Below are 15701 nucleotides of genomic sequence, written 5' to 3'. Positions count from 1 at the left end.
CAGCGGGGCCGGCGCCGTCCGTCGCGGGCGGGCGCCGGCCCGGCGTCGCGTCAGCAGGACCCGTCGGTGCAGGCCTCGGCGCTCGGGGCGGCGGTCAGCGGGTTGGCCTCGCGCCACCCGGCGTCGAGCAGCTGCGTGAACACCTCGGCGGGCTGCGCGCCCGAGACGGCGTACTTCCGGTCGACGACGAAGAACGGCACGCCCGTGACGCGCAGCGCGCGCGCCTCGTCGAGGTCGGCGCGGACCTCGTCGGCCGCGTCGTCGCCCGCGAGGGCGGTCGCGACGCGCTCGTCCGACCAGCCGTGGTCGCCGAACCCGGCCTGCGCGGCGATGCGCACGAGCGCGCCGTCGGCGCCCAGGTCGACGCCCTGCTCGAAGTGCGCCGAGAACAGCGCCTCCATGGTCGCCTCGACGAGCGCGGCGCCGCCGGCGCGGCGCGCGAGGTGCAGCAGGCGGTGCGCGTCGAACGTGTTGAACGCGAGCGTGCGGTCGAAGTCGTACCGCAGGCCCTCGCCCGCGGCGACGTCGGTGACGTGGCCGAACATCTGCTGCACCTGGTCGCGGGGCAGGCCCTTCATCTCGACGAGCGCGTCGACCTCGGGGCGGCCGGGGCCGGTGGGCGTGTCGGGGGAGAGCTGGTAGGAGCGCCACACGACCTCGACGTGCTCGGCGTGCGGGAAGTCGCGCAGCGCCGTGGCGAACCGGCGCTTGCCGATGAAGCACCAGGGGCACGCGACGTCGGACCAGACCTCGACGGTGACGGTCCGCGGCGGGGCGGCGAAGACGGGGGTGTCGAGGCTCATGGCAGCAGGAGGACCTTTCCGGTGGTGGTGCGCCCCTCGAGGGCGCGGTGGGCGTCGGCCGCGTCGGCCAGGGGGTAGGTGGCGCCGACGCGGACGTCGAGCGCACCGGCGGCGACGGCGTCGAACAGCTCGGTGGCGCGCCACAGCAGCTCGTCGCGCGTGGCCGTGTGGTCACCGAGCGTGGGGCGCGTGACGAACAGCGAGCCTGCCGCGTTGAGCCGCTGCAGGTCGACCGGCGGCACCTGCCCGGACGACCCGCCGTAGAGCACGAGCGTGCCGCGGCGGGCCAGCGACGCGAGCGACGCGTCGAACGTGTCGTTGCCGACGCCGTCGTAGACGACGTGCACGCCGCGGCCGCCGGTGAGGTCGCGGACCAGCGCGGGGAGCTCGGCGGTGAGGTCGGACAGCTCGCGGTAGCGGACGACGTCGCTCGCGCCGGCCGCCCGCGCGAGCGCTTCCTTCTCCGGCGAGCCGACGGTCGAGATGACGCGCGCGCCGCGTGCGGCCGCGAGCTGCGTGAGCAGCAGCCCGACGCCGCCCGCGCCGGCGTGCAGCAGCACGTCGTGCCCCTCGCGCAGCGGGAAGGTCGAGGCGGCGAGGTAGTGCGCGGTCATGCCCTGCAGCGGCAGGGCTGCGGCCGTCGCGTCGTCGACCCCGGGCGGCACGGGCAGGGCGTCGGCCTCGCGCACGGCGACGAGCTCGGCGTACGAGCCGGGCGCGGACGCCCACGCGACGCGGTCGCCGGGCGCGAGCGTCGTGACGTCCGCACCGACCTGCACGACCTCGCCGGCGCCCTCCGACCCCACGACGTGCGGGAACGGCATACGGTAGGTGCCGCTGCGCCGGTAGGTGTCGATGAAGTTGACGCCCGCGGCCGCGACGCGCACGAGCACCTGGTCGGGTGCCGGGGTCGGGTCGGGGACGTCGGTGACCTCGAGGACCTCGGGGCCGCCGGCCCGGGTCGCGACGACTGCACGCATGCCTGGCGCAACCACCGCGACGAGGCGGTGTGTTCCCCGCGCGTCGTTGGTATTTGTGTGCAGCCGACTGTATGTTCATGCACATGACGTTCACCGTGGCGGTCGCCGGCGCCAGCGGGTACGCCGGCGGCGAGATCCTCCGCCTGCTGCTCGACCACCCCGAGGCGCGCATCGGCACGCTCACCGCGCACAGCAGCGCGGGCACGGCGCTGGGCGCGCACCACCCGCACCTGCGCGACCTCGCCGAGCGCGTGCTGGAGCCCACCACCGCGCGGGCGCTCGCGGGCCACGACGTCGTGGTGCTCGCGCTGCCGCACGGCGCGAGCGGCCAGGTCGCCGCCGAGCTCGAGGCGCTCGGCGAGGACCCGGTCGTGCTCGACCTCGGCGCCGACCACCGCCTGCAGGACGCGGCCGACTGGGAGGCCTACTACGGCAGCCCGCACGCGGGCACCTGGACGTACGGGCTGCCCGAGCTGGTCACGGCCGCGACCGGCGGCCACCAGCGCGCCGTGCTCGCCGGTGCGCGGCGCATCGCCGTGCCCGGCTGCAACGTCACGGCCGTCACGCTCGGCCTGCAGCCGGGGGTCGCGGCCGGCCTGCTCGACCCCACCGACCTCGTCGCCGTGCTCGCCAACGGGTACTCGGGCGCCGGCAAGGCGCTCAAGCCGCACCTGCTCGCGTCGGAGGCGCTCGGGTCGGCCGTGCCCTACGCGGTCGGCGGCACGCACCGGCACGTCCCCGAGATCGCGCAGAACCTGCGCAGCGCGGGCGCCGTCGACGTGCGCACGTCGTTCACGCCCGTGCTGGTGCCCATGGCGCGCGGCATCCTCGCGACCGCGACGGCCCGGCTCGCGCCCGGCGTCGACCTCGACGAGACCGCCCTGCGCGCCGCGTGGCGCGCGGCCTACGCCGACGAGCCGTTCGTCCACGTGCTGCCCGACGGGCAGTGGCCCACGACGGCGGCCGTCGCGGGGTCCAACGCCGCACTCGTGCAGGTCGCGCTCGACGTGCGCGCCGGCCGTGTCGTGACCGTGACCGCCATCGACAACCTCGTCAAGGGAACCGCCGGCGGTGCCGTGCAGTCCCTCAACCTCGCGCTCGGGCTCCCCGAGACGCTCGGCCTGCCCCGGAACGGAGTCGCCCCGTGACCGACCACCTCGGACCCGCCCTCGAGGGCACGTCGCCCGGCACGTCGCCGGGCGTGACCGCGCCCGCGGGCTTCCGCGCGTCCGGCGTCACCGCCGGGCTCAAGGCGTCCGGGCGCCCCGACCTCGCGATCGTCGTCAACGACGGGCCGCGGCACGCGGGCGCCGCGGTGTTCACGACCAACCGCGTCGTGGGCGCGCCGGTCGTCTGGTCGCGCCAGGTCGTCGCGGACGGCGTCGTCTCGGCGGTCGTCCTCAACTCGGGCGGCGCGAACGTCAGCACGGGCCCCGAGGGCTTCCTCGACGCGCATCTCACGGCCGAGTGCGTCGCGACGGCCCTGGGCGTCTCGGCGGGCGACGTCGTCGTGTGCTCGACCGGTCTCATCGGCGAGCGGCTCCCGCGCGAGACGCTGCTGGCGGGCGTCGACCTCGCGGCCGCCGCGCTCACGCCCGACGCGGGGCTCGACGCCGCGACCGCGATCATGACGACCGACACCGTGGCCAAGACCGCGCACGTCACGGTCGAGACGCCCGACGGCACGTTCACCGTGGGCGGCATGGCCAAGGGCGCGGGCATGCTCGCCCCCGCGATGGCCACCATGCTGTGCGTCGTCACGACCGACGCCGACGTCGAGGCGCCCGTGCTCGACGCCGCGCTGCGGGCCGCGACGGCCGAGACGTTCGACCGCGTCGACTCCGACGGCTGCATGTCGACCTCCGACACCGTGACGCTGCTCGCGTCCGGCGCGTCGGGCGTCACGCCCGCCGCCGACGTCCTCACCGACGCCGTACGGCGCGTGTGCGCGTCGCTCGCGCGCCAGCTCGTCGCCGACGCCGAGGGCGCGTCGCACGACATCGCGGTGCACGTCGTCGGCGCGACGACGCCGGAGGCCGCGGTCGCCGTCGCGCGCGCCGTGACGCGCTCGAACCTCTTCAAGGCCGCGATGTTCGGCAACGACCCCAACTGGGGGCGTGTGCTCGCGCAGGCGGGCACGGTGCCCGAGGAGGTCGCGCCGTTCGACCCCGAGGCGATCGACGTCGCGATCAACGGCGTGCTCGTCTGCAAGGCCGCGCGCCCGCACGCCGACCGCGGCGAGGTCGACCTCGCGTCGGCCCGCGAGGTGCACGTGACCGTCGACCTGCACGCGGGCGACGCGGCCGCGACCGTCTGGACCAACGACCTCACGCACGACTACGTCCACGAGAACAGCGCGTACTCCACATGACCACGACGCCCCCGCCCGTGCCCGACGACTTCGTCTTCGACACCCGCACCGACCTGCGCGCCGACCAGAAGGCGGAGGTGCTCGTCGAGGCGCTGCCCTGGCTGCAGCAGTTCTCCGGCGCGCTCGTCGTCGTCAAGTACGGCGGCAACGCGATGATCGACGACGACCTCAAGCGCGCGTTCGCGCAGGACATGGTGTTCCTGCGGCAGGTCGGCCTGCGGCCGGTCGTCGTGCACGGCGGCGGACCGCAGATCAACGCGATGCTCGACCGCCTCGACATCCGCAGCGAGTTCCGCGGCGGGCTGCGCGTCACGACGCCCGAGGCGATGGACGTCGTGCGCATGGTCCTCACGGGCCAGGTGTCGCGCGAGCTCGTCGGCCTGCTCAACGCGCACGCGCCGCACGCCGTCGGGCTGTCGGGCGAGGACGCCGGGCTGTTCCAGGCACGCCGCCGCACGGCCGTGGTCGACGGCGTCGAGGTCGACGTCGGGCTCGTCGGCGACGTCGTGCAGGTCAACCCCGGCGCCGTGCTCGACCTGCTCGACGCGGGCCGCATCCCGGTCGTCTCGACCGTCGCGCCCGACGTCGACGACCCCACGCAGGTGCTCAACGTCAACGCCGACACCGCGGCGGCCGCGCTCGCGGTCGCGCTCGGCGCGCGCAAGCTCATCGTGCTCACCGACGTCGAGGGCCTGTACACCGACTGGCCGGACCGGTCCTCGCTCGTGCGACGCATCCGCGCGTCGGCCCTCGCCGAGCTGCTGCCGCGGCTCGACGCGGGCATGCGCCCCAAGATGGAGGCGTGCTGGCGCGCCGTCGAGGGCGGCGTGCCGCGTGCGCACGTGATCGACGGCCGCGCGCCGCACTCGATCCTCGTCGAGGTGTTCACGTCCGACGGCGTCGGGACGATGGTGCTGCCCGACGCCGACCCCGACGGCCACCCGTCGACCGTGCCCGTGCGCGCCGTGCGCCTGGCGACGCAGGACCAGGAGGACGACCGGTGACGACCACGCCCGAGGGCACCCCCACGACCGCGCGGCACCGCGCGCCCGGCACCGAGGACGCGCTGCCGGTCCCGGCCGCCGCGGGCTCGGTGGCCGAGTGGACCGAGCGCTACGCGCACGCCGTCATGGACACGTTCGGCCCGCCGCAGCGCGTGCTCGTGCGCGGCGAGGGCGTCTACGTGTGGGACGCGGACGGCACGCGCTACCTCGACCTGCTCGGCGGCATCGCCGTGAACTCGCTCGGCCACGCGCACCCGACGCTCACGGCGGCGGTCAGCGCGCAGCTCGGCACGCTCGGCCACGTGTCGAACTTCTTCGCGAGCCCCGCGCAGATCGCGCTCGCCGAGCGTCTCGTCGCGCTCGCCGACGCGCCCGAGGGGTCGCGCGTGTTCCTCGCGAACTCCGGGACCGAGGCCAACGAGGCCGCGCTCAAGCTCACGCGCCGGCACTCGGGCGGCGCCCGGCCGCGCGTGCTCGCGCTCGAGGGCGCGTTCCACGGCCGGTCGCTGGGCGCGCTGTCGCTCACGCACAAGGCCGCGTACCGCGAGCCGTTCGAGCCGCTGCCCGGCGGTGTCGAGTTCCTGCCGTTCGGCGACACCGACGCGCTGCGGGCCGCGTTCGCCGAGGGCGGTGACCAGGTGGCCGCGCTGTTCGTCGAGCCCATCCAGGGCGAGGCGGGCGTGCGGTCGCTGCCGCCCGGCTACCTCGCGCTCGCACGCGAGCTGACGACGGCGCACGGCGCGCTGCTGGTGCTCGACGAGGTGCAGACCGGCATGGGCCGCACGGGCCGCTGGTTCGCGCACCAGCACCCGCACCTCGGCGGGGGCGTCCGCCCCGACGTCGTCACGGTCGCCAAGGGCCTCGGCGGCGGGTTTCCCGTGGGTGGGCTCATCGCGTACGGGCCCGACGTCGCCGCGCTGCTCGGGCGCGGTCAGCACGGCACGACGTTCGGCGGCAACCCCGTCGCGTCCGCCGCGGCGCTCGCGACCGTCGGCGTCGTCGAGCGCGACGGCCTGCTCGCGCACGTCACCGCGCTGGGGGAGCGGCTGCGCGAGCGGCTGCGCTCGACCGGCAACCCGCTCGTGCGCGAGGTGCGCGGCGAGGGGCTGCTCATCGCCGTCGAGCTCACGGTCCCCGTCGCGGCCCGTGTCGCGGCCGACGCGCTCGCCGCCGGGATCATCGTCAACCCGTGCACGCCCACGACGCTGCGCCTCGCGCCGCCGTACGTCCTCACCGACGAGCAGGCCCAGCCGTTCGTCGACCTCGTCGCCGCGCTGCCGGCCGACCTCGCCGCGGAGGAGACCCCGTGACCCGCCACTTCCTGCGCGACGACGACCTGTCGCACCGCGAGCAGGCCGCCGTCATCGAGCTCGCGCTCGCGTTCCGCGACGACCGGTTCATCCGCACGCCGCTGTCGGGCCCGCGCGCGGTCGCGGCGGTCTTCGACAAGCCGACCCTGCGCACGCAGGTCAGCTTCCTCACGGGCATCGCCGAGCTCGGCGGCTTCCCGCTGCCGGTCGACGGGGGGCTGGCCCGCATCGGCGAGCGCGAGTCGATCGCCGACACCGCGCGCGTGCTCGGGCGTCAGGTCGCCGCGATCGTGTGGCGCACGCACGCGCAGACCCGCATCGAGGAGATGGCCGCGCTCGCGGGCGTCCCGGTGGTCAACGCGCTCACGGACGAGTTCCACCCGTGCCAGGTGCTCGCCGACCTCATGACGGTCGCGCAGCACCGCGGCGGCGTCGCGTCGTTGCCGGGCACGACGCTCGCGTACGTCGGCGACGGCGCGAACAACATGGCCCACTCGTACCTGCTGGGCGGCGCGACCGCGGGCATGCACGTGCGGGTCGGGGCCCCGGCGGACGCGTCGCCGGACCCCGCGGTGGTCGCGGACGCCGAGCGCGTCGCGGCGGGCACGGGCGGGTCGGTGACCGTCGTGCACGACCTGGCCGCCGCGGTCACGGGCGCGGACGTCGTGGCGACCGACACGTGGACGTCGATGGGCCAGGACGCGCGGGACGCGGACGACGAGGCGCGGTTCGTGCCGTTCCGGCTCGACGCGGCGGCGCTCGCGCTCGCCGCGCCCGACGCGCTCGTGCTGCACTGCCTGCCCGCGTACCGCGGCAAGGAGATCACCGCCGACGTGCTCGACGGGCCCCAGTCGGTCGTGTGGGACGAGGCCGAGAACCGGCTGCACGCGCAGAAGGCGCTCCTGACGTTCCTGCTGGAGCACTCGTGAGCACGCCGACGGTCGCGGCGACGAAGGCCGCGCGGCACGCGCTCATCGTGTCGCTGCTGCAGCGCGGCACCGTCCACTCGCAGGGTGAGCTCGCGGGGCTGCTCGCGGACGAGGGCGTGACGGTCACGCAGGCGACGCTGAGCCGCGACCTGGTCGAGCTGCGCGCCGTGAAGATCCGGACCGCGACGGGTGCGCTCGCCTACGCCGTGCCGGCCGAGGGCGGCGACCGCACGCCGACGATGGCCGACACCGAGCAGCTCGCGGCGCGGCTCGTGCGCCTGAGCGCCGAGCTGCTGGTCACGGCCGAGGCGTCGGGCAACCTCGTGGTGCTGCGCACCCCGCCGGGCGGCGCGCAGCTGCTGGCCTCGGCGATCGACCACTCGGTGCTCCCGTCGGTGCTCGGGACGATCGCGGGGGACGACACGGTGCTCGTCATCTCGCGGGACCCGGCGGGGGGCGACGCGCTCGCGGCGCGGTTCCTCGCGCTCGCCGCCGAGGGCTGACCTCAGTTATGAATAGGTCCGCATGTGGATGTATGTTCATGCATGCAGACCTCGATGAAGGAGAGAACCTGACATGACCGAACGCGTCGTCCTCGCGTACTCCGGCGGCCTCGACACCTCGGTGGGCATCGGCTGGATCGCCGAGGCCACCGGTGCCGAGGTGATCGCCGTCGCGGTCGACGTCGGCCAGGGCGGCGAGGACCTCGAGGTCATCCGCCGACGCGCGCTCGACTGCGGCGCGGTCGAGGCGTACGTCGCCGACGCGCGCGACGAGTTCGCCACCGAGTACTGCATGCCGGCGCTCAAGGCGAACGGCCTGTACCTCGACCGGTACCCGCTGGTCTCGGCGCTCTCGCGCCCCGTCATCGTCAAGCACCTCGTGCGCGCCGCGCGGCAGTTCGGCGCGACCACCGTCGCGCACGGCTGCACCGGCAAGGGCAACGACCAGGTCCGCTTCGAGGTCGGCATCACCTCGCTCGCGCCCGACCTCAAGTGCCTCGCGCCCGTCCGCGACCTCGCGCTCACGCGCGACAAGGCCATCGAGTACGCCGAGAAGCACCAGCTGCCGATCGCGACCACCAAGCACAACCCGTTCTCGATCGACCAGAACGTGTGGGGCCGCGCGGTCGAGACCGGGTTCCTCGAGGACATCTGGAACGGCCCCACCAAGGACGTCTACACCTACACCGACGACCCGACGTTCCCGCCGGTCGCCGACGAGGTCGTCATCACGTTCGAGCAGGGCGTGCCCGTCGCGCTCGACGGCGTGCCGGTGACCCCGCTGCAGGCGATCCAGGAGATGAACCGTCGCGCGGGCGCGCAGGGCGTCGGCCGCATCGACATCGTCGAGGACCGCCTGGTCGGCATCAAGTCGCGCGAGGTCTACGAGGCCCCCGGCGCGATCGCGCTCATCGCGGCGCACCAGGAGCTCGAGAACGTCACCGTCGAGCGCGAGCAGGCCCGCTTCAAGCGCGGCGTCGAGCAGCGCTGGACCGAGCTCGTCTACGACGGCCAGTGGTTCTCGCCCCTGAAGAAGTCGCTCGACGTGTTCGTCGAGGACACGCAGCGCTACGTGTCCGGCGAGGTGCGCCTCGTGCTGCACGGCGGCCGTGCGACCGTCTCGGGCCGTCGCTCCGACTCGAGCCTGTACGACTTCAACCTCGCGACGTACGACACGGGCGACACGTTCGACCAGTCCGCCGCGAAGGGCTTCATCGAGATCTACGGCCTGAGCTCCAAGCTCGCCGCGGCGCGCGACGTCAAGTTCGGCAACGCGCCCGACCTCGGCTCGCAGGGGGGCATCGACGCGTGACCGCCCAGCCCGGCCCGCTCGCGCTGTGGGGCGGACGCTTCGCGTCCGGCCCCGCGGCGGCCCTCGCCGACCTCTCGCGCTCGACGCACTTCGACTGGCGCCTCGCGGACGACGACATCACCGGATCGGTCGCGCACGCGCACGTGCTGCACGCCGCCGGTCTGCTGTCGGACGCCGAGGTCGCCGGCATGGTCGACGCGCTCGAACGCCTCCGGGCGGACGTCGCGTCGGGCGCGTTCGCGCCCACGCCGGACGACGAGGACGTGCACACCGCGCTCGAGCGCGGGCTCATCGAGCGGGCCGGGACCGAGCTCGGCGGCAAGCTGCGCGCCGGGCGCTCCCGCAACGACCAGATCGCGACGCTCGTGCGCATGTACCTGCGGCGTCAGTCGCGCGTGCTGTCGGGCCTCGTGCTCGACGTCGTGGACGCGCTCGTCGCGCAGGCCGAGGCGGCGGGCGACGCGCCCATGCCGGGCCGCACGCACCTGCAGCACGCGCAGCCCGTGCTGCTCGCGCACCACCTGCTCGCGCACGCGTGGCCGCTGCTGCGCGACGTCGAGCGGTGGGCCGACTGGGACGCGCGCGCGGCGCGCTCGCCGTACGGCTCGGGCGCGCTGGCGGGGTCCTCGCTGGGCCTCGACCCGGCGAAGGTCGCGGCCGAGCTCGGCTTCGACGGACCGGTGGAGAACTCGATCGACGGCACGGCGTCGCGCGACGTCGTCGCCGAGTTCGCGTTCGTCGCGGCCATGACGGCCGTGGACCTGTCGCGCCTCGCCGAGGAGGTCGTGCTCTGGGCGACCAAGGAGTTCGGCTTCGTGCGCCTGCACGACGCGTACTCCACGGGGTCGAGCATCATGCCGCAGAAGAAGAACCCGGACGTCGCCGAGCTCGCGCGCGGCAAGGCGGGGCGCCTGGTGGGCGACCTCACGGGACTGCTCACGACGCTCAAGGGCCTGCCGCTCGCGTACAACCGCGACCTGCAGGAGGACAAGGAGCCGGTCTTCGACCAGGTCGACCAGCTCACGGTCCTGCTGCCGGCGTTCGCGGGCATGGTCGCGACGCTGACGTTCGACACCGAGCGCATGGCGGCTCTCGCGCCGCAGGGCTTCTCGCTCGCGACCGACGTCGCCGAGTGGCTCGTGCGCGAGGGCGTGCCGTTCCGCGTCGCGCACGAGGTCGCGGGCGCCTGCGTGCGGGTCTGCGAGGAGCGCGGGATCGAGCTGTGGGACCTGTCGGACGACGACCTCGCCGCGATCAGCCCGCACCTGACGCCCGGCGTGCGCGCCGTGCTGTCGGTCGAGGGGTCGCTCGCGTCGCGCGACGCCGTCGGGGGCACCGCGCCCGTGCGCGTCGCCGAGCAGCTCGGCCGTGCGCGCGACGCCGCGGCCCGGCTGCGTGCGGCGCGCACCGTCTGACGGTCCCCCGGGGCCGGTCCCCTCAGGAACGACCCGGGGCGGCCGATCGCGGCAGGGGAGCGGCGCACTGCAGCGCCCCCGCAGCGAGAAGGTGACCATGGCAGCCTCCGGCCACGCCCCGTCGACCCCGGTCGAGCCCTACCTCTCCGACCTCAACGGCGTGCAGCGCTGGTTCGCGAACGTCGGCGTGCGCGGCAAGGTCGCGATGCTCGCGACCGTCATGGTCGTGCTGCTCACCGTCACGGCCGTCATCGCGGTGACGGGTCTGCGGTCGATGACCGCCGCGGGTGCGGACGTCGACGCCCTCGCGACCCGCACGACGCAGCTCGTGCTCGGCGTCGCGGTGCTGACCGGCGTGCTCGGGTTCGTGCTCGCGCGCGTCGGGTCGCGCAGCATGGAGCGGGAGCTGGAGCGGCTCGTCGCCGTGGCCGGGTCGATCGAGCGCGGTGACCTCACGGCCCGCGCGCGCATGGACAACGGCGACCAGATCGGCGTCGCGGCCCGGTCGCTGGACGCGGGCCTGGACGCGCTCCAGGCCTCGCTCGCCGGCGTGACGCGCCAGGTCGGCGCGCTGGCCGACGACGCGCGTGCGCTCGACACCGGCAACGTCGAGCTGCGCCGCGAGGCCGGGGTCGTCGACGGCGACGCGCGCTCGCTCGCGGCGTCGGCCGCGGACGTCGCGCACACCGTGCAGGCCGTCGCGGCGGGTGCCGAGCAGATGGGCGCCTCGATCCGCGAGATCGCGACGAGCACCGACGACGCCGTGCGGGTCGCGCGGGACGCGCAGGACGCGGCGCGCGAGGCGGCCGACACGGTGGCGCGGCTCGGCGAGTCGTCGACGCAGATCGGGAACGTCGTCAAGCTCATCACCTCGATCGCCGAGCAGACGAACCTCCTCGCGCTGAACGCCACGATCGAGGCGGCGCGCGCCGGCGAGGCGGGCAAGGGCTTCGCGGTCGTGGCCGGCGAGGTCAAGGAGCTCGCGGGCGAGACCGCGCAGGCGACGGACGACATCGCGCGCCGCGTCGACGCGATCCAGGCCGACACGACCGCGGCGGTCGAGGCGATCACGCGCATCACCGACGTGATCGGGCGCATCAGCGACCACCAGTCGACCATCGCGGCGGCGGTCGAGGAGCAGAGCGCGACGACGGCCGAGATGACGCGCGGCGTCACGCGCGCCGCCGAGGGCGTCGGCCAGATCGCGACGACGTCGTCGGCGGTCGCGGGGCGCATGAGCGCGACGACCGAGCGTCTCGACGAGGCGGGCGGGCACGTGACGGCCATCGCGTCGGGGTTCGGGCAGGTCGGCGAGCTCGTCGGCACGTTCCGCGTCTGACGTGCGCGTCCGCGACCACCGGAGCGTCCCGCCGGTGGTCGCGGCGCGTCCGGCCCGGACGGGTGTGGCCGCGCCGTCGGGCATCATGGCCGCGTGGACGCGTCCCCGGCAGCCGTGAGCGGGCCGGTCGACGCCGCGGGGACGGTGGCGGGGCGGGTCCTGGCGGGCCCGGCGCGGCTGGGGCCGGTCCGGCTGCTCGCGGTCGACGGACCGGCCGGCTCCGGCAAGACGACGTTCGCGGCACGCGTCGCCGACGCGGTGCGCACGGCCGGTGCGCGCGCGACGGTGCTCGGGCTGGACGACCTGTACGACGGGTGGACCGGGCTGGACGGGACGCTGTGGCCGCGGCTGCGCGCGCAGGTGCTCGAGCCGCTGCGCCGCGGGCGCGCGGCGCGCTACCAGCGGTACGACTGGGCGGCCGGTCACCTCGCCGGCTGGGTGGACCTCGACGTCCCGGACGTCCTGGTCCTCGAGGGGTGCGGGTCGGCGCGGCGTGCGGTCGACGCCCTCGCGACGCTCACCGTGTGGGTCGAGGCCGACGACGACGTGCGGCTCGCGCGCGGCCTCGCGCGCGACGGCGCGCACGAGCGTGCGCACTGGCTCGCGTGGATGGCGCTCGAGCGTGCGCACTTCGCACGTGAGGGCACGCGCGGACGCGCCGACGTGCGGCTCGACGCGTTTGGCATGATGACCACGTGAACGCGGCCGAGACCACGCCCGGTCCCGGCGACGAGGTCGTCGCCGGCGTCGGGGGCGTCCCCGCGCGCACCTGGTACGCACGTGACGTCATGGCGGTCGCGCACGACCTGCTCGGCGCGTTCCTCACGGCACGCAGCGCCGAGGGAGACGTCACCGTCCGCGTCACGGAGGTCGAGGCGTACGGCGGTGACGACGACCCGGGCTCGCACGCGTTCCGTGGCCGCACCGCGCGCAACGCCGCGATGTTCGCCGAGCCCGGTCGGCTCTACGTCTACCGCCACCTCGGGCTGCACCACTGCCTCAACGTCGTCGCCGAGCCCACCGGCCGCGCGGCCGCGGTGCTGCTGCGCGCGGGCGAGGTCGTCGAGGGCGCGGACCTCGCGTGGCGGCGGCGCGAGGCCGCGGGCGTCGTCGACAACCGGCGCCAGCTCGCGCGCGGGCCGGCCCGGCTGGCCGTGTGCCTCGGGCTCGACCTGGACGCCAACGGCGCCGACCTGACCGAGCCCGGGGGAGCGGTCGTGCTGCGACGGCGTGACGCGGCGACCGCCCTGCCCGCGGTCGCGACCGGACCGCGCGTCGGGGTGTCCGGCCCCGGCGGCGACGGTCGGCGCCACCCGTGGCGTCTGTGGCTGACCAACGAGCCGACCGTCTCGGCCTACCGTCCCGCGTATCGCTCGCCGACGTCGGCAGACGCCCCCGGTGGGGCGACGGCGTCGGCCTGACGCGGAGCGCGCGTCGCACCAGACCCCCGACGTGGGCCCGACACCGGGCGCCCGCGTCCGACCGAGGAGAACGACGTGACCGACATCCTGGACGAGCTCGAGTGGCGTGGGCTGATCGCCCAGACGACCGAGCGCGACGCGCTGGCCGCCGCGCTGGCGCAGGGCCCCGTGACCTTCTACACCGGCTTCGACCCGACGGCTCCGAGCCTGCACCACGGGCACCTCGTGCAGCTGGTCGTCATGCGTCACCTGCAGCTCGCCGGCCACCGGCCGCTCGCCCTCGTCGGCGGCGCGACCGGGCTGATCGGCGACCCCCGCATGTCGGGCGAGCGCGTGCTCAACACCCGCGAGACCGTGGCCGAGTGGGTCGACCGGCTGCGCACGCAGATCGAGCGGTTCCTCGACTTCAGGGGCGACAACCCGGCGCGCATGGTCAACAACCTCGAGTGGACGGCGCCGCTGTCCGCGATCGACTTCCTGCGCGACGTGGGCAAGCACTTCCGCCTGGGGACCATGCTCGCCAAGGACACGGTGGCGCGCCGGCTCGAGAGCGACGAGGGCATCTCGTTCACCGAGTTCAGCTACCAGATCCTGCAGGGGCTCGACTACCTCGAGCTGCACCGTCGTCACGGCTGCACGCTGCAGACCGGCGGCAACGACCAGTGGGGCAACCTGCTGTCGGGCGTCGAGCTGATCCGCAAGACGGACCGCTCGCCCGTGCACGCGCTGACGACGCCGCTCATCACGAAGGCGGACGGCACCAAGTTCGGCAAGTCGGAGGGGGGCGCCATCTGGCTGGCGCCCGACATGATGACGCCGTACGCCTTCTACCAGTTCTGGGTGAACACCGACGACGCCGACGTCGTGCGCTACCTCAAGGTGTTCACGTTCCGCACGCGCGAGCAGATCGCCGAGCTCGAGGCCGCGGTGGCCGAGCGCCCGGCGGCGCGCGAGGCGCAGCGCGCGCTGGCGTACGACGTGACGGCGCTCGTGCACGGGAGCAGCGCGGCCGACGCGGTCGTGGCGGCCAGTCAGGCGCTGTTCGGACGGGGCGACCTGGCGGACCTCGACGCGGCGACGTTCGCCGCCGCCGTCGCCGAGCTGCCGACCGCGCCCGGCCGGCCCGGCGACCTGGTCGTCGACCTGCTCGCCGCGACGGGCGTCGTCACGAGCAAGGCCGCGGCGCGGCGCGCGGTCGCCGAGGGCGGGGCGTCGGTCAACAACGTCCGGGTCGCGGGGGACGACGCGACGCTGTCGGCGGACGACCTGCTGCACGGGCGGTGGGCGGTGCTGCGACGCGGCAAGCGGACGCTCGCGGTCGTGGACGCCGAGGCCGACGCCGGGTCGCCGGTCCCCGGGCTGAACTGACCGACGGGGCGGCACCCCGGACCCCGACGGCCCCCGGTGAGCGAACGCTCACCGGGGGCCGTCGCCGTCGGCAGGGCGACGACCGGTGCGGCCCGGGAGCCGCGCGCAGGGCGTGACCACGGTCACCGTCACCGGGATTTGCCCTCCGCGCAACGCTCGCGTAATGTTCTTGGAGCCCGCCCGGCAGGGAGGAACGGACACCGAGCTCGACTCGGTGGTCGGTCCCACGGAGCAGGGCATCCCCGCAAGGCCCGCACACGGCGCCCCAAACGCCGTGCTAGAGTCCTGCGGCGGCGATCGGAAAGCCACGGACCACCACGGTGGTCAAAGGCCGGAAGAAAGCCTGCTAGACTGGAGAAAGACACAAAGCCTCCTGCAAGAGCCGAAAGGCCGACGAGGATGCGCGTCTGTTCCTTGAGAACTCAACAGTGTGCCAAGTAGTCGATGCCATGTAAATGGTGTCGAGCTCGGATCAGGTCCACCCCCGTGGGTCTGGTTCGGGGATGATGCCAGTTGATGCCCTCTTTCGAGGGGGTTCTTTGTGGTGTCTGTTGCTTGCTGGTCTTCGGGCTGGTGAGTGGCTGATGAACATTCACGGAGAGTTTGATTCTGGCTCAGGACGAACGCTGGCGGCGTGCTTAACACATGCAAGTCGAACGGTGAACCCCAGCTTGCTGGGGGGATCAGTGGCGAACGGGTGAGTAACACGTGAGTAACCTGCCCTTCACTCTGGGATAAGCCTTGGAAACGGGGTCTAATACCGGATACGAGACGCACGGGCATCTGTAGCGTCTGGAAAGATTTATCGGTGAAGGATGGACTCGCGGCCTATCAGCTTGTTGGTGGGGTAATGGCCTACCAAGGCGACGACGGGTAGCCGGCCTGAGAGGGCGACCGGCCACACTGGGACTGAGACACGGCCCAGACTCCTACGGGAGGCAGCAGT

14 protein-coding genes and 1 rRNA gene are annotated in these 15701 nt (G+C 74.5%); 13 read left to right on the top strand and 2 right to left on the bottom strand.

Going from position 1 to position 15701, the window contains the following annotated elements:
* Window positions 1-50 precede the first annotated feature (50 nt).
* Together E4A51_RS03645 and E4A51_RS03640 are read right to left on the bottom strand one after the other, a co-directional pair.
* On the bottom strand, window positions 51-803 hold the full coding sequence (locus tag E4A51_RS03645) for a DsbA family oxidoreductase (protein ID WP_134850922.1): 753 nt from the start codon (window positions 801-803) through the stop codon (window positions 51-53).
* Complete coding sequence (locus E4A51_RS03640) at window positions 800-1783, bottom strand: quinone oxidoreductase (RefSeq protein ID WP_134850921.1); 984 nt, start codon at window positions 1781-1783, stop codon at window positions 800-802. Before E4A51_RS03640 ends, E4A51_RS03645 begins: the two co-directional genes overlap by 4 nt.
* 83 nt (window positions 1784-1866) lie before the next feature.
* Here E4A51_RS03640 and argC point away from each other — a divergent pair, with 83 nt between their 5' ends.
* The 13 genes from argC to E4A51_RS03575 all read left to right on the top strand — a co-directional run.
* Window positions 1867-2931 carry an N-acetyl-gamma-glutamyl-phosphate reductase gene (gene argC / locus E4A51_RS03635; protein ID WP_206119943.1) on the top strand — a complete coding sequence of 355 codons (1065 nt, stop codon included), beginning with the start codon at window positions 1867-1869 and terminating at the stop codon, window positions 2929-2931.
* On the top strand, window positions 2928-4154 hold the full coding sequence (gene argJ / locus E4A51_RS03630) for a bifunctional glutamate N-acetyltransferase/amino-acid acetyltransferase ArgJ (RefSeq protein ID WP_134850919.1): 1227 nt from the start codon (window positions 2928-2930) through the stop codon (window positions 4152-4154). The genes argC and argJ overlap by 4 nt, the downstream gene beginning before the upstream one ends.
* On the top strand, window positions 4151-5158 hold the full coding sequence (argB, locus tag E4A51_RS03625; protein ID WP_046528218.1) for an acetylglutamate kinase: 1008 nt from the start codon (window positions 4151-4153) through the stop codon (window positions 5156-5158). Before argJ ends, argB begins: the two co-directional genes overlap by 4 nt.
* 62 nt (window positions 5159-5220) lie before the next feature.
* Window positions 5221-6468 carry an acetylornithine transaminase gene (locus E4A51_RS03620; protein WP_240696398.1) on the top strand — a complete coding sequence of 416 codons (1248 nt, stop codon included), beginning with the start codon at window positions 5221-5223 and terminating at the stop codon, window positions 6466-6468.
* Window positions 6465-7397 (top strand): ornithine carbamoyltransferase, encoded by a 933-nt coding sequence (gene argF, locus E4A51_RS18525; RefSeq protein WP_134850917.1) that lies wholly within the window; start codon window positions 6465-6467, stop codon window positions 7395-7397. Before E4A51_RS03620 ends, argF begins: the two co-directional genes overlap by 4 nt.
* A complete protein-coding gene (locus E4A51_RS03610) occupies window positions 7394-7900 on the top strand; it encodes an arginine repressor (protein ID WP_046528221.1) in 507 nt (168 codons plus the stop codon). The genes argF and E4A51_RS03610 overlap by 4 nt, the downstream gene beginning before the upstream one ends.
* A 73-nt stretch (window positions 7901-7973) precedes the next feature.
* A complete protein-coding gene (locus tag E4A51_RS03605) occupies window positions 7974-9212 on the top strand; it encodes an argininosuccinate synthase (RefSeq protein WP_046528222.1) in 1239 nt (412 codons plus the stop codon).
* The gene (gene argH / locus E4A51_RS03600) at window positions 9209-10627 is read left to right on the top strand and encodes an argininosuccinate lyase (protein ID WP_046528223.1); all 1419 of its coding nucleotides are present in this window, start codon (window positions 9209-9211) and stop codon (window positions 10625-10627) included. The genes E4A51_RS03605 and argH overlap by 4 nt, the downstream gene beginning before the upstream one ends.
* A 97-nt stretch (window positions 10628-10724) precedes the next feature.
* On the top strand, window positions 10725-11966 hold the full coding sequence (locus E4A51_RS18650; RefSeq protein WP_052748185.1) for a methyl-accepting chemotaxis protein: 1242 nt from the start codon (window positions 10725-10727) through the stop codon (window positions 11964-11966).
* A gap of 93 nt (window positions 11967-12059) precedes the next feature.
* On the top strand, window positions 12060-12665 hold the full coding sequence (locus E4A51_RS03590; protein ID WP_226235765.1) for a uridine kinase: 606 nt from the start codon (window positions 12060-12062) through the stop codon (window positions 12663-12665).
* 89 nt (window positions 12666-12754) lie between these two features.
* Window positions 12755-13387: a DNA-3-methyladenine glycosylase gene (locus E4A51_RS03585; protein WP_134851164.1), complete on the top strand. Its 633-nt coding sequence runs from the start codon at window positions 12755-12757 to the stop codon at window positions 13385-13387.
* A gap of 75 nt (window positions 13388-13462) precedes the next feature.
* On the top strand, window positions 13463-14755 hold the full coding sequence (gene tyrS / locus E4A51_RS03580) for a tyrosine--tRNA ligase (protein WP_134850916.1): 1293 nt from the start codon (window positions 13463-13465) through the stop codon (window positions 14753-14755).
* Between the two features lie 591 nt (window positions 14756-15346).
* Window positions 15347-15701 (top strand): 16S ribosomal RNA (locus E4A51_RS03575); the annotation flags it as partial.

The organism is Cellulomonas sp. HD19AZ1 (genome assembly GCF_004535805.1).
In the GTDB taxonomy this organism is placed as follows: domain Bacteria; phylum Actinomycetota; class Actinomycetes; order Actinomycetales; family Cellulomonadaceae; genus Cellulomonas; species Cellulomonas iranensis.
Note: the sequence above shows the minus strand (reverse complement) of the source record. Positions and strands in the feature narration are given on the sequence as shown.

What these genes read in the sequence shown, in the direction of transcription:
- E4A51_RS03645 (WP_134850922.1), bottom strand. Translation starts at nt 803, where the DNA reads ATGAGCCTCGACACCCCCGTCTTCGCCGCCCCGCCGCGGACCGTCACC.
- E4A51_RS03640 (WP_134850921.1), bottom strand. Translation starts at nt 1,783, where the DNA reads ATGCGTGCAGTCGTCGCGACCCGGGCCGGCGGCCCCGAGGTCCTCGAG.
- argC (WP_206119943.1), top strand. Translation starts at nt 1,867, where the DNA reads ATGACGTTCACCGTGGCGGTCGCCGGCGCCAGCGGGTACGCCGGCGGC.
- argB (WP_046528218.1), top strand. Translation starts at nt 4,151, where the DNA reads ATGACCACGACGCCCCCGCCCGTGCCCGACGACTTCGTCTTCGACACC.
- E4A51_RS03605 (WP_046528222.1), top strand. Translation starts at nt 7,974, where the DNA reads ATGACCGAACGCGTCGTCCTCGCGTACTCCGGCGGCCTCGACACCTCG.
- E4A51_RS18650 (WP_052748185.1), top strand. Translation starts at nt 10,725, where the DNA reads ATGGCAGCCTCCGGCCACGCCCCGTCGACCCCGGTCGAGCCCTACCTC.
- E4A51_RS03585 (WP_134851164.1), top strand. Translation starts at nt 12,755, where the DNA reads ATGGCGGTCGCGCACGACCTGCTCGGCGCGTTCCTCACGGCACGCAGC.